At 30.8% G+C, this 20878-nt stretch carries 17 protein-coding genes and 1 pseudogene; 3 read left to right on the top strand and 15 right to left on the bottom strand.

Translation table 11 applies throughout. From position 1 onward, the window contains the following. Positions 1–91 precede the first annotated feature (91 nt). Positions 92–436 carry a hypothetical protein gene (locus BK821_RS08985; protein WP_046837463.1) on the top strand — a complete coding sequence of 115 codons (345 nt, stop codon included), beginning with the start codon at positions 92–94 and terminating at the stop codon, positions 434–436. Positions 437–478: 42 nt separating this feature from the next. On the opposite strand, the gene BK821_RS08980 is transcribed toward BK821_RS08985, so the two are convergent. The 11 genes from BK821_RS08980 to BK821_RS08930 form a co-directional block, all read right to left on the bottom strand. Further along, the gene (locus BK821_RS08980; RefSeq protein ID WP_046837464.1) at positions 479–1489 is read right to left on the bottom strand and encodes an ABC transporter substrate-binding protein; all 1011 of its coding nucleotides are present in this window, start codon (positions 1487–1489) and stop codon (positions 479–481) included. Between the two features lie 1308 nt (positions 1490–2797). Then, on the bottom strand, positions 2798–4057 hold the full coding sequence (locus tag BK821_RS08975; protein ID WP_046837465.1) for an aminoacyltransferase: 1260 nt from the start codon (positions 4055–4057) through the stop codon (positions 2798–2800). A gap of 30 nt (positions 4058–4087) precedes the next feature. Continuing rightward, complete coding sequence (locus BK821_RS08970; protein WP_046837466.1) at positions 4088–5350, bottom strand: aminoacyltransferase; 1263 nt, start codon at positions 5348–5350, stop codon at positions 4088–4090. A 355-nt stretch (positions 5351–5705) separates the two neighbouring features. Then, positions 5706–6365, bottom strand: a complete 660-nt coding sequence (locus BK821_RS08965; RefSeq protein ID WP_046837467.1) for a type 1 glutamine amidotransferase domain-containing protein — start codon at positions 6363–6365, stop codon at positions 5706–5708. A 123-nt stretch (positions 6366–6488) separates the two neighbouring features. Continuing rightward, positions 6489–7223 carry a tryptophan synthase subunit alpha gene (gene trpA / locus BK821_RS08960; protein ID WP_046837468.1) on the bottom strand — a complete coding sequence of 245 codons (735 nt, stop codon included), beginning with the start codon at positions 7221–7223 and terminating at the stop codon, positions 6489–6491. Beyond that, positions 7216–8430: a tryptophan synthase subunit beta gene (trpB, locus tag BK821_RS08955; protein ID WP_046837469.1), complete on the bottom strand. Its 1215-nt coding sequence runs from the start codon at positions 8428–8430 to the stop codon at positions 7216–7218. Before trpB ends, trpA begins: the two co-directional genes overlap by 8 nt. Beyond that, a complete protein-coding gene (locus BK821_RS08950; protein ID WP_046837470.1) occupies positions 8430–9062 on the bottom strand; it encodes a phosphoribosylanthranilate isomerase in 633 nt (210 codons plus the stop codon). The genes trpB and BK821_RS08950 overlap by 1 nt, the downstream gene beginning before the upstream one ends. Then, complete coding sequence (gene trpC / locus BK821_RS08945; protein ID WP_046837471.1) at positions 9059–9841, bottom strand: indole-3-glycerol phosphate synthase TrpC; 783 nt, start codon at positions 9839–9841, stop codon at positions 9059–9061. Before trpC ends, BK821_RS08950 begins: the two co-directional genes overlap by 4 nt. Next, a complete protein-coding gene (gene trpD / locus BK821_RS08940) occupies positions 9825–10841 on the bottom strand; it encodes an anthranilate phosphoribosyltransferase (RefSeq protein ID WP_063410260.1) in 1017 nt (338 codons plus the stop codon). Before trpD ends, trpC begins: the two co-directional genes overlap by 17 nt. After that, positions 10810–11406: an anthranilate synthase component II gene (locus BK821_RS08935; RefSeq protein WP_063410258.1), complete on the bottom strand. Its 597-nt coding sequence runs from the start codon at positions 11404–11406 to the stop codon at positions 10810–10812. The genes trpD and BK821_RS08935 overlap by 32 nt, the downstream gene beginning before the upstream one ends. Then, on the bottom strand, positions 11403–12809 hold the full coding sequence (locus tag BK821_RS08930) for an anthranilate synthase component I (RefSeq protein ID WP_071331576.1): 1407 nt from the start codon (positions 12807–12809) through the stop codon (positions 11403–11405). The genes BK821_RS08935 and BK821_RS08930 overlap by 4 nt, the downstream gene beginning before the upstream one ends. A 1440-nt stretch (positions 12810–14249) precedes the next feature. Between BK821_RS08930 and BK821_RS08925 the strand changes: the two genes are divergently transcribed. After that, positions 14250–14774, top strand: coding sequence for a hypothetical protein (locus BK821_RS08925; protein WP_046838156.1), 525 nt, complete (start codon positions 14250–14252; stop codon positions 14772–14774). Between the two features lie 125 nt (positions 14775–14899). On the opposite strand, the gene BK821_RS08920 is transcribed toward BK821_RS08925, so the two are convergent. After that, positions 14900–15553 carry an FMN-dependent NADH-azoreductase gene (locus BK821_RS08920; protein ID WP_046838157.1) on the bottom strand — a complete coding sequence of 218 codons (654 nt, stop codon included), beginning with the start codon at positions 15551–15553 and terminating at the stop codon, positions 14900–14902. A gap of 78 nt (positions 15554–15631) precedes the next feature. On the opposite strand from BK821_RS08920, the gene BK821_RS08915 reads away from it, so the two are divergent. Continuing rightward, positions 15632–16567: a helix-turn-helix transcriptional regulator gene (locus BK821_RS08915; RefSeq protein WP_046838158.1), complete on the top strand. Its 936-nt coding sequence runs from the start codon at positions 15632–15634 to the stop codon at positions 16565–16567. A 623-nt stretch (positions 16568–17190) separates the two neighbouring features. Here the strand turns inward: BK821_RS08915 and BK821_RS08910 are convergent. The 3 genes and pseudogenes from BK821_RS08910 to BK821_RS13490 form a co-directional block, all read right to left on the bottom strand. Beyond that, positions 17191–18195, bottom strand: a complete 1005-nt coding sequence (locus tag BK821_RS08910; protein WP_046838159.1) for a phage lytic cycle repressor MrpR family protein — start codon at positions 18193–18195, stop codon at positions 17191–17193. A gap of 29 nt (positions 18196–18224) precedes the next feature. Continuing rightward, the gene (locus BK821_RS08905) at positions 18225–19508 is read right to left on the bottom strand and encodes a ParB N-terminal domain-containing protein (protein ID WP_071331575.1); all 1284 of its coding nucleotides are present in this window, start codon (positions 19506–19508) and stop codon (positions 18225–18227) included. A gap of 1085 nt (positions 19509–20593) precedes the next feature. After that, a pseudogene (locus tag BK821_RS13490) lies at positions 20594–20878 on the bottom strand (accessory Sec system protein Asp2); the annotation flags it as partial.

The raw sequence follows: 20878 nt of genomic DNA, 5'->3' as shown, positions 1-20878 counted from the left end.
TACTGAAGACGGAAGCTTTTAATATATTTTTATAGTAAAATGAAAGTAACACAATTAAAATTTCGATAATATAAAATAAGGAGCACTATAAATGACAATATTTGATATGCCTAATTTTTTATGGATTACTATAGTTGCTGTAATTTTGTTGACTATGTTTTATAATCTTATTTTAACTAAATGGTTTACTCCAGCAATAATTACTTTTATTGTACTAGCTATAGCTGCGTTCTTAATACCTAACTTTGAAGATATAACTTATGAACCTTTATTAGGTTTTGCAGCATTTATGGCCGTTTTAAGCTTAATTATAAGTTTCTTAATTTGGTATTTCACACGTAATTGGAGACGCAAAAGAAGAGAGAAGAAGCTAAATAAAGAAATTCGTAAACGTGGGGGAATACCACAAGAAGAACTAGAGCATTATAAACACTAAAAAAGAACTGCTGATTTTGTATCAGCAGTTCTTTTTTAGTGTTTATTTATCAGAAATATATGCATGTTTAATTTGATCCAATTGCTTAATTGTTAAATCAATACCACCTTCACCGAAGAACCATGCATTAGCTTCAAAAGGCGTGACATCCTCATTTTTTATAGCATTAACATTTTTGATCACAGAATTATTCAAAGCCTGTGGTATGTCATTTTGTTGCTTGTTAGAATCTGTTGAGCGATTAATTACAAATAATTTATCTGGATTTACTTTTTCTAAATATTCATTTGATATTAGTATACCGCTTGAATTTGCTTTCATTTTGCTATCAGCATGTTTAATACCAAGATCTTTATTCAGGAAACCACCAAATCTTCCTGAAGAACCATACGATTTAATTCCTTTGTCATCAACATTTAAAAATAAAGCAGTGTCTTGATTGATTACTTTTTTAGTTTGTTTAACTTTATTATCTAAACGTGTTGTAAGTTTTTGTGCTTCTTTTTCTTTACCGAATATATGTCCGATATTGTTAGTGTTTTTCTTAATAGAATCTATATAATCATCATTATTAGGGCTGACAAAAACTATTTTAGCATCTGGTGCAGCTTTTTTCATTTCATCAAGCGTTTTAGTATGTGCTTGCCTAAATGATGCAAAAATCACATCCGGTTTCGCTTTAGCTAATTGATTATAGTCTGGCTGTCCAGGATTACCAAGATTATCATACTTATTATTCTTAAATTCTTTTAAGCTTTGCGGCAAGAAAGATGCACCTTGTCCTTTAGCAACTGCAACTATACGATTTTGAAGTTTAAGTGCTTTCATAACATCTAAAGCACCATAATCCATAACAACAACACGCTTAGGGTTTTTAGGCACATTTATAGATTCTTTTTTTATTTGTCCTTTATTATGATCTTTATTTTTATCTTTAAACTCATATGTATGTGTAATCTTTACAGTATCGCGTTTGGTTGTTTCGCTTGACTCAGTATTACAAGCTGCCAATACTACAGACAAACTTAATATAATTAGCAATAATCTTTTCATTTAAATCCTCCTTATAGTAAGATTTAATTATATACTAACTGATAAAAGTTATCAATTAGGTATTTTAGTTATTTTAAATACTTTATATATGAGTAGCTCTATAATTATAAAACATCCCAAGTATATATGTAATGTATAGCGATAGTCGTATATACTAACACATCAAATAGAACTTACATTATATATACCTCTGAATATATGTAGTTTATAGCAAATTAACTACGAGCAATATATGAATAATGATTTTCTAATTTATTATGAAGAAGTAGGTTGCTAAATTAATGATATCGTAGTGCACTTTTCCAATATACATATAACTTCCTATAATATATATTATGTAAACTAAAATGAAATTTTAAATATACAATGCTATAATTAACAACATTCCATAAATCTCTGCGTTTTATTATCTAATATGAACTTACGTACTTAAACAACTATAACGATACAAAAATCTTATTAAGCTAAACGCTTAGCCAACAGATACAAATACATATGGATACAATATACATACACTCATCAACCAAAATGCTTTCAGATGCTCACAAATCCAAATCTCAGCGTTCAATCAAGTCACATAGAACTTACTAACTGGGAAAGTAATAAATTGTACCTAAAAGTACTGTCCTTAGTTAAAAGTTTTTGAAATAAAGGTATTATTTATATATAAGTTACATAACATAGTTATAGACATCTATATAAGTATAATGTAAAACCACGTAATTAATAAAATATCATCGATTATCGTAAATAATAATTGAAATTGTCCAATTATACTTAAATATTAATGCTGTGATTATTAACTTTTATATTAATAACACTACGCTAACTTACGATCCTGAAAATTGCTGTCATTGCGTCTTTAAAGACACTCAACGCTGTATATTAGCACGTTAAAACATGTTTTAACGTGCTAATCACTGAGGAATATCGCTTTATTATTACTTCAACTTATTTATTTTTTATAGGTCTTTCCTTACTACTTTATTTTTGTCTTGAACTTGCAAAGTACTATATAGGGTTACATAATATAAATATAGACACCTGTATTTATGTTATTAAAAAACGCTCTGTAGCATTTATCAGAACGTTTTTTAATATAATTCTATAAAAATTTATTTAAAATCATCAAATTATAATAATATTTTTTACTATAAAAAATTCATAATATAGCACCATTGCAATAACTTAAGCCTATGCTATACTTGTACTTGTGGAACGCAACTAGAATTAACACCTAAGAATTAAGTTCCACATTAATAAAGAAAGCACCTAATGATTACTATCATCAGCGTGCTTTCTTTATTTCTATTTTTTTACCTTTTTTCTAATGTTATTGAGTGTATTGAATAACCAATATTTTGTTTTCTTAATTGGTTTATAGAAATCGCCAATAAGCTCTTCTATTTGAACATTAAATCCACGTTTAAAACGATACACACCGTAATCTTCACTATTTTCAGTGAAGTCACCTGATAAACCGTAGAAGTTATATCGTGCATAACCATGATCAAAACAATAGTTCATCATATACCAATGCATCATATAAGGTCCCATATATTGATTATATTTCTCGGAAGAACCACCGGAGAAGTAATTTACTTCGTATGCATTTGCAAAGTAGACCCCTGCTGCTAAGTTTAATATTGAACCATCTGTTTGTCTTAATTCACTAGCTTGTAACAACTCTTTTTTATCATGCTCTATTTGTTTATCCAGTTCAGCAATTTTTTTCAATTGTTTTTCTGATTTATTTTCATTTTGCATCATTTTATCGCGACGCGCCTCTTTTTCATAAATAGCGTCTTGAGTATTATTGATATACTCATCTAAGTCTATATACGCTAAAGGTATTAAGGCTTTTTCTCCGTAATTGTCGATAAAATTATAAAAATAGTCGTCAGTTTTTGATACAAAGCCTGTACGTTCTTCTGTTTCACGATACAATTCTAAGAATATGCCAAACTCTTCCCTAGTTAGCAGTCTTACTTTAACCCCAAAATTAATTGCTTTGTTAATATTACGTTTACGTTGGCTATCAAATTGTTTTTTAATAGATGTAGGTGTTTCTTTTTCTAGATTTAATACCCCCATCCATCTTACTTGGCTTGAGGTATCATATTCAGTTGTGAAACCATGATGTGTATAACCATGTGATTTGAATAGATTAACTAATGCATCGTTTTTGTCGTGATTTGGAAACGGATTGATGTCCTTATCGTAAATTTGATAAATCCAGTACGGATCCATTTTGACATATAAACAATTATGCTGTTGTAGATAAGTATCTAATTCACGTAAATAGAAATCCACTAAACCTAGATCATTATAGTCCATGACTGGTCCACGATTTGAATAATAAACATAGCTTCCCATTGTCGGGATTTTAGAGAAAAGACTAGCAGCAATAACTTGATTATCGTCATCTTTTAAGCCTAATAAAACAACTTGAAATCCATCTTCTTCTCTTGTCGCAATATTTTCTTTTACTTGAAAGTAATGACTTTCTAATGCTGGATTCTGTACAAAATTGTCATACTCTTTGACAGTTAACTCTGTAAATTTCATTCTAGCTTAGTTCCCTTCTATTATTTATGTTTATTTCTTTTTCTCTTTTAATTTTTTTAAAGTCGTATATATTTTGTACATTGGTCTATTAATCGGCTTAATAAAATCACCAACATATTCAACGACATCAGCATTAAATCCTTTTTTGAACTTAACTACACCTGCATCTTCTGCATCCTCTGTAAAATCACCACTGATACCATAGAAATTATATCTATCAATATTATTGTCCAAAGCATAATTAATCATAGTCCACTGTATTGCATAACTACCAGCAAAATGTCTAAATTCATTAGATGTACCGCCAGCATAATATACAACTTCATAAGGATTAACAATGAAATAAGCTGCTGAAATTGGTAATTCGTCGCCATGTTCTTGTTGTAATGCTTTTGCTTCATCAATTTTTTGTTGATTTGCGATTAATTGTTGTTCTAAGTTATCTTTCTTATTGTAAGATTTTTTGTTTTCCGGTCTCTTTTCAATATCTTTAATCGCTTTATTAATATCCTTGCTGAGTACTTCTCGCTCTGCTTTTAACTCTTCTATATACTCATTGAAATCCATATAAGCTAATGGTACTAAAACACGATTTTTATAGTATCTTAATCTATGGTAATAGAAACGATCATCTCTATCATCAAAGTCTTTCGTTTCAGAAGTATCTTCCATAAATGAACGGAAAATCGGTAATTCATCTTCTTCTAAGAATCTTACTTTAACACCGTTTTTTTGTACCTTTTTCGTGTTTCGTTTACGTAAACTGTCCATACCTGCTAAAACGTCTTTAGCCTCTTTACCCGCTAAATCTAAAACTGAATGATATCTGATTTGAATCACAGGATCGAAACCTGTTAAAAATCCTTGATGCTTATATCCTAAATGCTTCATTTTGTCGAAAATCCAGTCATGTCCTGCATTTTCTAACACTTCTCCATCATGGTTACGATATTGATATGCTAAGTATGGATCCACCCTTAAATATAAAGCGTTATGCTTTTTAACATATTTGGATAATTCATTAAAGAAGTAATGTACAAGTTCTTTATTTTCAAAATCAATAACCGGTCCACGGTTTGTGTAAAAATATTTGAAGAATTTCATAACTGGAACTGCAGTTAATAAACAAGCGGCAATGACTTCGTTGTCATTATTTTTTATACCTACTAAATGTGTTTCTGTACTCTCTGCAATTTTCAATTCATAATTCCCCACCATTTGCGTGAAATGGCTATTTGGCATTTTGTCTGTAAATGTCCCGAACTCTTTTGCAGTTAAATTCGTAAATTTCATTTTATATACTCCTATTTGTCTATAGTTCTTTAACTCGAGCTTTAAACTTCAATCTTAATTATTATACAATAATCATTTATAAAACTAAATCAATAGCACATACATCACCTATGAAAAACACAGGTTGATATGAACTTTATGTATTTCTTTATTATATCATTACTTTCGTATTAACAAAGAATAAGCCACTAAAAATAATGTTAAATTTTAGTATATGTATGGTAATGCGTTATTCTTATTAACTCTATACACCTTGAATATTATTTATAATAGAAGAAAAACTGGAAAACAATATTGTTTTCCAGTTTTCGTATTTCAGAATTTTTTAATGCTTCATTAAAGGCTTTTATGATGGTTAGCTTAATGCTTTGCGTAATGCTTCACCAATTGCAACACTTGATTGTGGATTTTGACCCGTAATAAATTGTCCATCAGTTTCCACATGCTCTACAAAGTTATCTTTTGTAATAAATTTAGCGCCTTGATTTTCTAATTCTGATTGTGTTAAGAATGGTACTTTGTCTTCTAAGCCCATTGCACGCTCTTCTTCATCTGTAAACGCAGTTAACGTTACACCGTTTATCAAGAAGTTTCCTTCGTTATCTTTTGCACCAACAAATGCGCTTGGTCCATGACAAACAGAAGAAATAATCTTACCTTCTGATTTAAAATCTGCAAGCATTGAAGCTAATTTTTGGTTATGTGCATAATCAAAAACAGTTCCGTGTCCACCAGGTAAGTATACCGCATCATATTCTGAAGTGTTAACTTCACCTAAACTAGGTACTTGTTTAATGCTATCGGCAAATTGAGCATATTTCTCTAATTCTCCATTTTGTGTAGAATTAGGATCGACTGGCACTTCACCGCCCTCAATAGATACAATATCTACATCAATGTTTGCATTTATTAATATATTATAAGGCTCACTTGCCTCTTCTAACCATAATCCTGTTGGTGTTCCATCATCATATTGATTTCTGCTTGTTAGTATGAATAAGACTTTTTTACTCAAAATCCTTCACCTCTTTTTTAGTATAAGAGAATACACTCGACCAGTTAACATTTACAGTCTTACTAATCATTCTCTCGTCATTGTATACCCTGAATGTACTAATTTTATTCATACAAAATTGATTTAGTTTGCTTGATTAAGTGCCGTTCTAATTGAATTTAAGTATTTGACTGTATCCTTTTGTGTATCACTGGCAAAGCGTTTTACGATTTCACTGCCTATTACAACCCCATCTGAAGCTTCTATAATATCGGATACATGTTCTGGTGTACGAATACCAAAACCAGCAACCACTGGCACATTAGCAATTGCTTTAATATGTGCTATTTTATTTTTCAGTTCGGGATGAAATTTACCATTTTCTCCTGTAGTTGCATTCATAGTAACGGTATATATAAATCCTTCCGCATGCTTAGCAATTTCATTCATACGTTCATCAGAAGTTGTCATAGCTATCAACGAGATTAACTTAACTTTGCGCTCAGGATGCCTTGCCTTTAATTGTTGTATGAGTTCATGTGGCAAATCTGGAATGATTAAACCATAAACACCTGCTGCTTCACAGGCTGCTAAAAATTCTGCTTCTCCATAGAAATTAATAATATTATAATATGTCATTAAAACGTAGTCACTAGATATAGAGGATTTATGTTTCATTAGCTTATCTAATATATATTGAACATTAACGCCCTCTTCTATCGCCTTGCTACCGGCATCCATGATAACTGGTCCATCTGCGACTGGATCCGAAAATGGCACCCCAACTTCTATAATATCTGCTCCAGCATCACTTAATGTTTTCACATTTTCTATAAAGGCTTTATTGCCCATTACATAAGGAATAAATAATTTACGCATGCGTTTCACCTTCTTCTCTCATATAATTTCTAATTGTTTCCATATCCTTATCTCCACGACCGGAAACAGTGACGACTAAAATTGCTTCTTCATCCATTGTTGGTGCCAACGTTTCTACATAACTTAATGCATGTGCACTTTCTATCGCTGGTATGATCCCCTCTGCTTTTGTAAAGCGAACTAGTGCATCCATCGCTTGTTGGTCACTGGCAGTTTCGTATTTTACTCTACCAATATCATGGTAATATGAATGTTCTGGCCCTACACCAGGATAGTCTAAGCCAGCAGATATAGAATGCGCTAACTCAATTTGCCCATCATCATCTTGTATTAAATACATTTTAGTGCCGTGTAGTACGCCTTCTTTTCCCTTATTAATCGCTAACGCATGCTTATTACTATCATAGCCTTCTCCTGCAGCTTCAACACCATATAATTTCACATCGTCTTGAATGAATGGATAAAATGTACCTATTGCATTTGAACCTCCACCTATACATGCAACAATTGCGTCTGGTAACCGGCCTTCTTTCTCAACAATTTGTGTCTTGATTTCTGACCCTATCACACTTTGAAAATCTCTGACCATCGTAGGAAATGGATCTGGGCCAAGCGCAGAACCTAATAAATAATGTGTGTCTTCAACATGACTTACCCAATATTGCAACGCTTTATTAACTGCATCAGACAATGTACCTTGTCCTTCCGTCACCGGTTCAACTTTTGCACCTAACAATTCCATTCTAAAAACATTTAAGGATTGTCTTTTAATATCTTCTTCACCCATAAAGACAACTAGTTCCATATCGAATAAAGCAGCAACAGTAGCACTAGCAACCCCATGTTGTCCTGCTCCAGTTTCCGCAACAAGTTTATTTTTACCCATACGTTTAGCCAACAATGCTTGTCCTAGAGCATTGTTTATCTTATGTGCGCCTGTGTGGTTTAAATCTTCACGTTTCAAATAAATTTTTGCACCGCCAAGTTTTTCAGTATACGATGCTGCATAGGTAAGTGGTGTTTCACGACCTACATAATCTTTTAAATAACCATCTAATTCTTTTTGAAATTCTGGATCTACTTTCGCTTTTTGATACTCTTTTTTTAACTCTTGTACAGCTGGCATTAACGTTTCAGGTACAAATTGGCCACCATATGCACCAAAAAATCCAAATTCATCCGTTTCTGTCTGTATATTTTTCATCATTATTTATTTTCTCCCTTCACATGTTCAACAATTAATTGCATTTTAGCGCTATCTTTTTCATTGTTTGTTTCTATACCACTAGCTATATCATAACCACTATGTGATAAATCTAATGCTTCGATTGTTTTGATATGTTCATAGTTAATACCACCTGCAATTAAGTAATCAATATGCTGAATGGGTTTCAACTGTTCCCAATTATATGTTCGACCTGTACCACCATACGAAGATGATGGCGTATCAAAGATAAATTGATCTACGCTATCTTTATAATAGTCAATTTCTTTCACCAATGTTTCATAATCTGTTGCAGGCAACGCCTTAATAACTTTAATTGTAGGTTTATATAACTTAATATCATGAATTAATTCTAACGTTTCATTACCATGAAATTGTATGGTAGTGAGGGTGGTGTGTTCTATTAATTGTATCAAAGTATTATACTCAGGGTTAACAACGATAACTACTTTCTCTTTATCATTAGGTATAATATCTGTAAGTTGTTTAATGGTGGAGATATCAACATATCGCTTACTTTTAGGATAATGGATAAAGCCCATAGCATCGATATTTAAGTCTTTTGCTTTTTTCACATCTTCTAGTGTACGAAATCCACAATACTTTAGTTTCATTGCTGCACCTTATTTAACTTTAAGCTTGGTAAGAATTGGCTTAAATCATCACATTTCATTAAAGATTCACCAATGAGCAGACCATCAATGCCTGATTTAACTATATTTTCGACATCTTCTTTAGTGTGAATACCACTTTCTGAAATATAATAATATCCTTGTTTTTTATCTTCTAATATTTCATTAGTATGCAAGACATCTGTAACAAAACGTTTTAAGTCTCTATTATTTACCCCTATGATTTGAGGATTAAGTTTGTATGCACGTGCAAGTTCTGCTTTATCATGTACTTCGACTAATACTTCTAAGTTTTGTTCAGTGGCATAATCATATAACTCGCTTAATTGCTCGTCACTGAGCACATTAACGATAAGTAAGATAATTGAAGCACCAGCTTTTTTTGCGACATCGATTTGTATAGAATCTACTACGAAGTCTTTACATAATACTGGTAACGATGTTTCAGTCGTTAATTTTTGCAAACGTTCATAACTACCTCCGAAATACTTTTCATCAGTTAATATTGAAACTGCGTTCGCACCATAAGCTTCGTAATCTTGAACTTGTTGTCCTAAATCTTTATCCGGTAATTGATCTAAAGAAGGGCTTTTAGATTTAATTTCAGCTATGACTGCTAACTGATCCGATTGATCCATCAGTGTTTGGAATTTAGGTTTATGCGATATATCTATATGATTTAAAGATTTTAACTTTTCTTCATAATATCCTTGTGCTAGTAATGTTTGTTTATATGCTACAATTTCATCCAATATAGTCATATGTCTTACCTCCCATTTTGTTGTATTGTTGTAAAGCTTGTCCTGTGTTTATTAATTCTTGAGCTTTGCGGACACCTGCTTGAATAGTTGAAACTTGTTCTGAAACATAAAGGGCAATCCCAGCATTTAAGACTACAACATCCCTCTTAGCGCTGCGATCTGTGCCATTCAGTATATTTTTGGTGATGATTAAGTTTTCCTGAGGTGTACCTCCAACAAGTTGATCATTAGAGGCATAACTTAAACCTATATCCTGAGCATTCAATGTATAATGACTAATTTCTCCATGGTCATTCACTTCATAAATGATATTATCACCTGATAATGTCGCCTCATCCATGCCATTAGCACCATGCAATACAATTGCTTTTTTACGCCCTAAATCCCCTAATGTTTGTGCTATTTTTTCTAATTTCGATGTTTCATAAACACCCATAACTTGGTAGTCTAGTTTAAACGGATTGATGATTGGACCAGTAATATTGAAGATGGTTGGGTTACGTAACGCTTTTCTTAATGGCTGGATATGCTTCATAATTGGATACGTTTCAGTTGCGCTTAAAAATACTAATCCATTACTATCTAATTTTTCGGCTGTATCACTCACTGACGTTGTTTTAATATTCATTTCATTTAATAGGTCTGTACTCCCTGATGAAGAAGTAACGCTTTTATTTCCATGTTTAACCACAGGTACGCCAGAGCTTGCAATAACAAAAGAAACTGTAGTAGAAATATTAAAACTATTCGATTTATCTCCTCCGGTGCCACATACACACATGCTATTTGGATAATATGGTTGTTGAGGATACATCGAACGAATCAAACTATTAGAAATAAATGTTAATTCTTCTTGGGTGATTTCTTTTTCAGAAAACACTTCTAACAACTCAATTTTCATTTGATCGTCTATATCTTTAGCAATGAGTATATCTATAAATTCATCCATTTGTTTTTGATCTAACGGTTTATGTTGTTTCAACTGTGTTTGTAGCACCATTGTCTCTGACCTCCTTCATTACTGTTAAAAAGTTGTTAATCATCTGAGTACCATATTCTGTTGCAAACGATTCAGGATGGAATTGTATACCAAAATGTAAATTTATCTTATGTTCAAAAGACTGTATACAATCTTTTGTTTGCGCCGTCACTTTTAAACTTTCTGGGAAAGTATCAGGGTTACTCATAAGTGAATGGTATCTCATTATTTCTGAATATTCTGGAATATCTTTATATAACAATGTCTCATCTACAATTTTCATTTGATCTTTTTTACCATGCTTTATATTTTCACACTGTATCACATCACCGCCGTAATAACACGTTAATGCTTGTGATCCTAAACATACACCTAATATAGGTTTGTGATGATAGTGCTCAATGATGTGTTCTAGATGCGTTGTATCCATAGGATGACCTGGACCTGGCGAAATAACAAGTGCTTCTACATCTAAATTATAGATCGTTGGGTCGTCTGGATATTTAACGATGACTTCTTCTTGTCGTGCAATCATATCTACTAAGTTATATGTGAATGAATCATAATTATCGACGATTAATATCATGGTGATACCTCCAATAAACTTTTTGCCTTAAGTTTTGTTTCTTCAAGTTCCTTTTCTGGAACTGAATCGTAAACCACACCACAGCCAGCTTGTACATTAATATAAGTCTCATCAATCATCATTGTTCGTATAGCTAATGCAAAATCCAAATCGTGATTACAATTAATATATCCAATGCCTCCACTATATACACCACGTTTATGTGGTTGAACTTCATAAATACGTTGAATAGCTCTGAGTTTAGGTGCACCTGATACTGTGCCAGTTGGTAATAAACTTGCTATGACGGACATCGGTGAATAATTCTCTTTCAACTTGCCTGTAACTTCACTGACAATATGAATCACATGCTCATAGCGTTCAATTGTCATTAATTTTTCTATTGTGGATGTCCCGATTTTACATACTCTATGAATATCATTTCTACCTAAGTCAACAAGCATACTATGTTCACTCAGTTCCTTTTCATCATTTTTTAGTTTGTCTTCATTTGCCCGATCTTCTGCTTCATTCTTACCTCTCTTTATTGTTCCAGCTATTGGATTAGTCACTACAGTTTGACCTTGTACTTTTACAAAACTTTCAGGAGAGCTTCCGACTATAATCGGATGATCCATATTTAAATAGTACATATATGGACTTGGATTTTGTCTTTTTAAATTTTGATATAATTGATATGACAATTGTTGTATTTGGCTAGAAAAATAATGTTTATAACTATAAATAATAGATGGTACGACTTGGAACATATCTCCTTGTTGAATAAGTGCTTTCATTTTACTCACTGTTGCCATAAATTGTTCTGGTGCTATATTAGATTCAATAACTTTTTCATTTTGTTCACTTTCTATATATGATGGATAGATATTGATTTGTTTTAATTCTTCTATACGTGTATTGACACGTGCATTTAATTGATCCTCGCTCTGGCCAGAAAATAAATTTGTTGCAATTACGTAAAGGTGCTCTTTATAGTGATCAAAGACATACACATCTTCTACCATGTGAAACTTAACATCATGTTGTGTATGGTCTTCTAAATTAATTTCCTTTAAGATTGGAAATTCATGTCTTACTAAATCAAAGCTACATGTTCCCACAAAACCTGAGATAAATGGTAAGTCTGTTAATGCTTCGTCTGCTATTTCTGCTTTATAATCGTCGATGAGTTTTTTCATTTTGATGTATGGCTCTTCTGTGACTACTTGGGTTTCCTTCGGTGTTTGCACAACCATGTGTTCATTATCCAATGTAATTGAACCATATGTGTCAAAAATAACAATTGAATAGCGACCTTTAAGTTTAGATTGGTCTGAACTTTCCAAAACGATTTTTTGTTCTCTTAATCTTGCTAATGCTTCTGGCGTTACTTCTGCATTTAATTTTTGATATTGTAGTTTCATTTACTTTCCTCCTCATAAAAAAATCAGCATCCTATAACAATAATTGTTAAGGACGCTGACGCGCGGTACCACCTAAATTAGTAGATATATCATCATATCGATATATTGACCTACTCACTCATTCATTTTCATTTGTAATCCAACAAAACCCAATTTCAGTAGATGTGCGTGTTAGTTTTCATCAACCACTAACTTTCTGTTGCTACCCATTCATCACTTACTTCATTTTGTTTTTTTGTAACAAAAAAACACCACAATAACGCATACTGTAAGGACGCGTTACCGTGGTGCCACCTTAGTTAACAGATTCTGTTCACTTTAATTGCTTTATTTATAATTTTAATCTCATTTAAAAGCCCAATTCACTATATATGTAGTGCTAATTTTCATCAACCATTAGCTTTCTTCTTGCTACATGACATATATGCTACGTTATCTTCCAAATGGCAACTTGTGTTGCGAAAGTAATTAATTAGTATGGTACAAGTATAATTCGATTTTGTCAACTTCAAAATTTGACTATTCTTATTGTTAAACAATAAATCGTACATTGAGCCTACACATCAAGACAATAATAAATATAATTTTTAATAGGAAATAGCTGATTATATCTCAATGCATCAAGTTACATTTCCCTTTATTTAATAAATGACCTGCTTATGATTAATAATTGATATGAGAAGGTGTCATTACAAGTTGTTCACTCCACTTATCATTAAAGAAATGCTATTAGATTGGTACTTTAGTATAAGAAATACGATTTGTTGTGAACATCTTTATGCGAGGTATTGGTTATAGCATAACCTGTTAAAAACCAAAAATTTTACAACCTTTTCATCAGCATACCTATTTGTGCTACACGATATTGTAAATTCTGTGTTTCGCACTATTAAGTTTATGTATAATTATATAGCTTGCCATTGTATTTTTAACAATTAATGATACGGTGTATTTAAGGGCAGGTTAACCGTTCCTGTCCTTACCTTCAAGTTTAAGCTTTCACATGGTTTTAATGACTGTTGGGGTTAACAGTCTAATCATTATGCGAAAGCAAAATTGTACTAGGTTTCAGTATCAATCTAGCATAAAAGGACATTACTCCTTATTGCTTGTCAGCGTTAACTTTCTATACTACACATTTCATAATTTCTCGAGCATCCCTTTCTACCTAGAGGGGTGCTTTCTGATGCTTTGAAATGTATTTACTAAGATTATTTAAACTAATATAGCTATAGCTATTTTTAATACAACAGTACGACACCTATCATTCTTGTACGTCAGCAGTTAACCTCATAAATTGTTTACTTCTTTAAATTTGTATAACTTAGTACAATATATTGTAAATTTAATCTTTGAATATTGTTAATGTATTTATACATATTAATTTATTTATACACTTATGATATGCTTAAATCATTAAAAGAAAGGGGTAACTATTTTATGAACAAAAAAATCTTTACACTTAGTTCTAGTCTTTTAGCAACGACAATGTTTTTGACACATAATCCTATCGAAGCATCAGTCGAGGGTGAAACTGAATTAAAAAATGATGCCATTGAGAAAGTTTCCGAAACATTTCACTATCAAGATAAAGGACTAAGACCTACAGGAGAAGTGGAAGATAAAGATTCGTATTATATTATTCCAACATATCAATCTACAGGCGTCGGTGGTATAAAAATTATAAAAGTGGATAAATCCAATGGTCAATTATTATTTGGAGATAAAGATGCTAATGATTTTAAAACATCTGGTACGTTAAAACTCGATGACTATGAGTTAGCACAAGAAAATAATGAAATTACTACACCGTCTGGTAAACAACTTACGATTGAGAAAGATTCAGAAGATAAACTACCAGAATCCGGAGAATCTATACCTTTTCAACATACTTTGTATAGTACATTTGTATTGATGTTAGGTATCAGCATAATTATGCTGAATAAATTCAGAAAAAAAGCATAGTTTATAACCTTATTAAAATAAAAAAGCCAACCTTTCATAGGTTGGTTTTTTATAATTTATTATCGATCATTGAAGTTCAAATGTTAATTCTCTGCTTCAATTTTATTTATTATTTTTATTAAATGTTACAAAGTAAGTTGCTTATCGTAAAATTTTTCGAAAACCTTTGCTAAATCTTCTTTCGCACTGTCTAAAACTTCTTCTTCTGGTAAAATCGCTGTCCCTTGAGCACGAGCTACGTATAACGCATCAAAGCCCATGATGTCTTCAAACATAGCTTTTAAGTATTGATATGAGAACTCAAGCGGAGTATAGCGATCATTGTTAGTATATATTGATCCACTAGCCTGTAGATATAGCGCTTTATAATTATCAGTCATTAATCCAACTGAACCTTCATTCGTATATTGGAACGTTTGGCGTGCAAGTAATATATTATCCATGTAATCTTTCAAACGAGATGTTACGTTAAAATTGTGCAGTGGTGAAATGATGACTATACGGTGCTTATTTTTAAACTGGGTTAATAATCCGGAAGTAATGACTTCAATTTCCTTTTCTTTTTCACTTAATGTTTCTTGGTTACGCTGTTTATTCCAAATATGCAATAATTCTGTTGTTTCTATACGGGGTAAATTGATTGCGTATAAGTTCAATATTTCAGGGTTATCATCTGGAAATTCAGCCTTATATTTTGCTAAAAACAACTCTTGTAATTTATAAGTAAAGCTACCTTTATTTTCACAATCTGGGTGAGCATTAATGATTAATGTTTGCATATACATTCTCCTTCTTACTTGATAAACTAAGTATAAAATTCAATGGTGCCTAAATACGACACCATTAAAGGAGAAATTATGAAAAAATCTGAGCGATTAAATCAAGAACTCATTTTCTTAAGTGATAAATCTTCATTTCATTTAAAAGATATTATGAACGCGTTTAATATATCCAAAAGAACTGCATTAAGAGATATACAAGAACTTGAAGCTATGGGACTAGGTATTTATGTTGAAAATGGTCGCTATGGCGGATATAAATTGATTACTCAAAATTTATTGACTCCTGTTTATTTTAGCAATGATGAAATATTAGCTATCTTTTTTGCACTTAAAGCATTAGATATATTATCCAGCACCCCTTTTGAAAAATCTTATACTCAAATTAAAGAAAAACTATTCGCTACTTTACCATTTAATAAGAAACAAGATATTTCTAAAGTTTTAAATTACATTTATTACTATAATATAGCCCCTATTAATAAATCCCCATTTTTATCTGATATATTAATTTCTATAATGAACGAATACGTGGTTTCAATAACTTATACGCAACATAAAAATATAACAACTTATATTCAAATCTATGATCTGTTTTATAGGAATGGCATCTGGTTCTGTAGTGCGTATGATATTAATAATGAACAATGGGGAACTTATCGCTGTGATTATATCACTGCTTTAAAATTCAAGAATCATGAAATTACGCCTTATTCGAGAGAAGCGTTAGAACAGTTTCAAACTAACTATGAAGATACATACCATAATATCTCTTTTAGGTGTCAGCTAACCTCTTTGGGCGTAGAATTATATCATAAGAAAAATTATCCAAATATGGAATTAGTGTATATTGATGATGTCCCTTATATTACTGGAGGCTATAACGAAGACGAACTTACTTATATGGTGCAATATTTAATTTCATTAGGTGAACATGTGAAAATCATCTATCCTGAACAACTTAAAAATAGCTATATAAATAAATTAAAAAGTATTTTAAATACGTATAATTAATGTATTATTGGGTAAACCCTTGAGGAAGGAACGCATTGATGCGCAGACGAAAGTTACAATCGTTGATGTAATTGCAGTTATAAAAAGCAGATAAATTGACTTTCCCATTATATCATATTTTGTTTTTAGTGTTTTAAAAGCGTTTATTAAATACAAAAAAGCTGTAAGGTATATACCTTACAGCTTAGGAAACGCTAGATTATAACATATGTAAAAAATTTGTACCCATGTATAATAATCGTCTCCAAAAATAGAATGTCTGAAAAACTTTGCGGAGAGGTTACCCATTCCTCTCACTTTAATTAACAATAACTTATAATAACTACACTGTAAACAATCAAATGTTGTAATACGTTTCAATTTTCGGAATATTCCTTTTATCCTTATATTTAACAATAATTAATTCTATATTTTGTTTTTAAAAATTCTCATAAAAGTTTATTTAATGACTATAAACTTTAACATTGAATGAGTATAGTTGAACACTTTATCAAAAAAATTAAAAACACTTCACTTCATTAGAAATTTTCGTCACAATCATTATTATTTAACCAAGCTGATTGTAACGAAAATAGTCAAGCTATCTACAATATTTTAAATATGAGCTTAAATACTTTTAGGGTTTATATACTAGCAAAAGAAGCACCATAATTAACCTCTAATGCCTCTTTATGTTTCTTAGCCAACGTTTTATAAGAAGAATGTGGTGATAGCGAATTCACAGATAAACCAAATCGATCAGTTACGTATTTTAAGTCTTTGACATCTATTTTATTATCCTCATCTGCAAGTAGATACATATAGTAAATGACACCGGAGTTTATAAGTGTAGATATAGATGATATCTCTCCCTCTGTTGCTTCACTTAACACTTTGATTTTACGATATATAAATTGTTTATCTATTTTACCATCTGGTCTATTCGTTGTAGTCACATTCCTAAATACGTATGAACCATCTATAATATCTCTTTCATTTTTAGTGAACTCAGAAGCCCCATTTTTTAAGAGATATGTTTTTTGTGCATGTGATTGCTCTAAATATTTCAATAGGTTTTTAGTGACAGTTAATTTTCTAGTTTTAATTTCTTTAGAATGCTTCTGTTCACTTCTTAACTCTATGACGTACCCATCTTCTACAGGTTTATTATATGCTTCTCTAACATCGTCAATTTTAAGTTCTGAGAGCTCTGTATATTCAAAACCACCTACACCTTCAAATAACGCAACGTACAAAGCAAAATCATTTGAGTTAACAATATCTTTTAAAGCAATTTCTAAATCATTTTTGGAAAGGTGCTTCATTTTATGCTTAGCTGTATATTTGTCTAGCGACCCATATGAAAAAGATTTGAATACGTTAATGTTACTAATCTTTCCACCTTTTTCAATGGCATACTCACAATAGTTTTTAGCTTGATTAAGATAAGTTACTAATGTATTCTTTTGTGATGTATTAATACTATATAAAAATATCTCTACTTCTGCATCTGTAAAGTTATATAAGTCTTTATTTAGTTGTTGTTCTAAAGTTGCACTTCTATTGAATAATGAGCGATAGTAATATCTGTTTTTTTCTGAAACAGTACTTAAAAACTCTTCTTTAAAAAAGTGGTTATAAAACGCCATTTTCAATCTCTCCTCATTTTCTTTTAACCTTATAGCATTTGTTCTAGTTCTTTTAATTTATTGTAAGCTGCTTTTTTAGCTTGTGCATCTTGTTTTTCATGTAGCACGAAATCATACGCTTTATCATATGAATATTCTAAGACATTATTTAAAAAAGCCATATATTTTTTAATATCGCTATTATAGTCATCTTTATATAATTTAACGAAAGCGTTTATATACATTTGTGATCGTAATGTTTTATTTGTTTTCTTAATTTCGTTTATCATTAACAAGATTCCACTTAAGTCATCAGCTATTTTTACTTCTTCTCTTCTATTTTGAATTGTAAAACATTCATCAATCACTTTGGTTAACTGGTTATACGTGATTAAAGAACTTCTGAGTCCTTGTCTTGATTGTCCTGTATAAATCAATTCATCAAACTCTGTATCAGAATCTTTTATAGCTTTAACGACTTTAGCAGATTTTGTTTCTTGTTGCATTTCAGTCACTCTATTTTTAGACCAAGATGTAGCTTTACTATGTTGCGCTTGCCATTTAATTGCTTCAGAAGTTGTAAAGTTACTAAATACTACATTGAATTCAAAACCTATAGTAGGATTTTCTCTAAAAGCTTTTTGTGTCGCTAACAATCTATGATAACCATCTAATACATCTATGCGTGTACCTTCAGTAACAATTAAGCTATGGTCATTAGAATCATACATCAGCTCATCTCCACTGTCTGAGGTTGTTGGAGCTGCGTTTAAATATAACGTACTTTCCTTTAATGTACCATTTAAAAGATGCTTTGTTATTTCATTTACATTTTTTTGGTTGATCGTTGGAATCTTTACAACTGAAGATAGTCTTTTTTCCAATTTGGACTCACGTTGAATATCAAAATTATAATTAATAATACCACTATTTACAAAGTCAGAAATTACTTTAACAGACATCTTAGTACTATAAACATCATTTACTGGTAACGCCGGAGAAAACTCATAGGGCAATTGAATTTCATCTTGCTTTTTGTAAGCTGTAAAATCAAATTGCTTAGCTTCTTGTTGCTCACCTTTTAGAACATATTTATTAAGCATTTCTTCCCTACCCATTACTTTAAACGCTTCCATAATATATAAAGTGATTAATCTAATATCAGTATTCGCAAAAAAGCTATCATCAAGTTCACGTGATGTAAAAGATATAGCAACACCTTCTGGGACACTGTAATTAAAATTCATATTTTTAGCTATCTTTTCTATGTATTCATCATTTTTTTGATTCTTTAACTCAGCCACAATATTTAACAGTATTTCTTTTTTTTCCATTATTACTACCTCTAATTTAGATTTCAATATTTTAATTAATTATGTTTAATTCTTTCTTTATTATATTTTCAATTCCGTTTAATAATGTGATTACGTTTAGTAAAATCACTATATTTCATTTCAATACAAAATATGTTACTTCTATACATATGTACACTTATTGAGCATAAGTTATTTCTTATTATTTATAGCTTACTACAAGAATCATTTTATGACAATACGATTATGCAACTAATTATATTTTATTTCAAACAAGGTAAAAATATCTTGATTTCTAGTTGTATGTCTCATAGTTAGCACATAGAAAATCAATGACTCATAACACATTACCGTTATACTTAAAGGGACTTTTAACGCCCCAAAACTTGTTTAACTGTTAATTTTATTTATCTGTTTTGTTTTTTACAATATATACATATCTATCAAATTTACCCGCCTTTCACTTTTAATAAAGTGGGGTTTATTATTGCTATCCCTTTTCTATTATCATAAAAGGCTTATTATAATACACCACTTTTTATCATGACTTTACTATATTTTATTCGTAATACAATAACTATATGGTTTATGTACAACATGTCATGTGTGTTGTTATATAATCGGTACGAGATAGCTTGTTGTGTGGAGTATGAGCAAAATTGGATAAGATGGATTGAATGAGAGAATGTGAGTGTTCGGGATAGTTGACACTTGATATAATTTGACCCGGTAAAACGGCTAAAAACTTCAAAAAATTTTATTGATACATCATTATATACGACACCAACAATATTAAAGATGAATCACTTAAATTGGAAAACCAATCAAATATATACTGGATTATTATCCTTATCATTTTTCCTACCTGCATATAGCATCCCTACATTTTTATATATTATTTCTATTTTTCGCCTAACGTTGTATTCACCTTAAATTACTAAACTCAATTTAATTCAAAAACATACTACTTTCATTAAATAAATTTTACTCTTAGTAAATTAGAAAAATAGCCTGTCTCATGTAAAGACAGGCTATTTTTCTAGTTTTCCTTATTTTTTCCATCTTGCCTAAAGTAATACAATAGTAGCAATCACCGTTCTTCAGATCTATAGTATATTGCTTAACCCTAATAATAAGTTTAATATAGTTAACTGTTCTGGTACTGTGTTTCGAGAGACTTCTGGATGTGATGTAATCATCTTATCTTTCACGTTTATTTTATTAATATTTTGTTCATCTATCCTGCTCGTTTCATTGTAATATAACGGTACCTCATCGCTGCAAATGACATATTTATCATAAGTATTCTGTTTATTTAAATTACCATTAATTGTTGGTACTAAATCTTCTTTTCGAATATCTTTTAAAAATCTTCTATCATTTTGCTCTAA

It is taken from the genome of Staphylococcus sp. LCT-H4 (assembly GCF_001866145.1).
GTDB lineage: Bacteria > Bacillota > Bacilli > Staphylococcales > Staphylococcaceae > Staphylococcus > Staphylococcus succinus.
The sequence above is the reverse complement of the archived record's forward strand: the minus strand, read 5'-3'. Positions and strand labels throughout refer to the sequence as shown.

Coding starts and splice junctions, on each gene's coding strand:
- BK821_RS08985 (WP_046837463.1), top strand. CDS start 92: ATGACAATATTTGATATGCCTAATTTTTTATGGATTACTATAGTTGCT.
- BK821_RS08980 (WP_046837464.1), bottom strand. CDS start 1,489: ATGAAAAGATTATTGCTAATTATATTAAGTTTGTCTGTAGTATTGGCA.
- BK821_RS08975 (WP_046837465.1), bottom strand. CDS start 4,057: ATGAAATTTACAGAGTTAACTGTCAAAGAGTATGACAATTTTGTACAG.
- BK821_RS08970 (WP_046837466.1), bottom strand. CDS start 5,350: ATGAAATTTACGAATTTAACTGCAAAAGAGTTCGGGACATTTACAGAC.
- trpA (WP_046837468.1), bottom strand. CDS start 7,223: ATGCGTAAATTATTTATTCCTTATGTAATGGGCAATAAAGCCTTTATA.
- trpB (WP_046837469.1), bottom strand. CDS start 8,430: ATGATGAAAAATATACAGACAGAAACGGATGAATTTGGATTTTTTGGT.
- BK821_RS08950 (WP_046837470.1), bottom strand. CDS start 9,062: ATGAAACTAAAGTATTGTGGATTTCGTACACTAGAAGATGTGAAAAAA.
- trpC (WP_046837471.1), bottom strand. CDS start 9,841: ATGACTATATTGGATGAAATTGTAGCATATAAACAAACATTACTAGCA.
- trpD (WP_063410260.1), bottom strand. CDS start 10,841: ATGGTGCTACAAACACAGTTGAAACAACATAAACCGTTAGATCAAAAA.
- BK821_RS08935 (WP_063410258.1), bottom strand. CDS start 11,406: ATGATATTAATCGTCGATAATTATGATTCATTCACATATAACTTAGTA.
- BK821_RS08930 (WP_071331576.1), bottom strand. CDS start 12,809: ATGAAACTACAATATCAAAAATTAAATGCAGAAGTAACGCCAGAAGCA.
- BK821_RS08925 (WP_046838156.1), top strand. CDS start 14,250: ATGAACAAAAAAATCTTTACACTTAGTTCTAGTCTTTTAGCAACGACA.
- BK821_RS08920 (WP_046838157.1), bottom strand. CDS start 15,553: ATGCAAACATTAATCATTAATGCTCACCCAGATTGTGAAAATAAAGGT.
- BK821_RS08915 (WP_046838158.1), top strand. CDS start 15,632: ATGAAAAAATCTGAGCGATTAAATCAAGAACTCATTTTCTTAAGTGAT.
- BK821_RS08910 (WP_046838159.1), bottom strand. CDS start 18,195: ATGGCGTTTTATAACCACTTTTTTAAAGAAGAGTTTTTAAGTACTGTT.
- BK821_RS08905 (WP_071331575.1), bottom strand. CDS start 19,508: ATGGAAAAAAAAGAAATACTGTTAAATATTGTGGCTGAGTTAAAGAAT.